The 279-nt window shown below is 65.9% G+C and carries 1 pseudogene; it reads right to left on the reverse strand.

Going from position 1 to position 279, the window contains the following annotated elements:
• Positions 1-98: 98 nt before the first annotated feature.
• A pseudogene (locus tag EN851_RS36005) lies at positions 99-279 on the reverse strand (DUF922 domain-containing protein); the annotation flags it as partial.

The following is a 279-nucleotide window of genomic DNA, read 5'->3' on the forward strand; positions in this document are numbered from 1 at the left end:
GCGCTGGCGGCGAATAGCTGGTCTGCCGAGCCACGCGGCTGACACGCCCGCGCTGTCATCCCGGAGGGGAAGCGCAGCCGAGCGCACGGATCGCCCAATCAAGGCTTGATCAAGGCCATGACCAGATGCTCGACATGGCCGCCTTCGCGATGCTCGCTCACATCGAACGCGTTCTGCTTCGCCTCATATTGCGCGTAGACGGCCTCGATGCGGCGCCGTGCTTCGCTTCGCGCCTTGTTGCAGGAGGAGTCGTTGGCGATCTCGAGGCCGGCGACCGAC

Source organism: Mesorhizobium sp. M8A.F.Ca.ET.208.01.1.1 (genome assembly GCF_004791315.1).
Classification (GTDB): domain Bacteria; phylum Pseudomonadota; class Alphaproteobacteria; order Rhizobiales; family Rhizobiaceae; genus Mesorhizobium.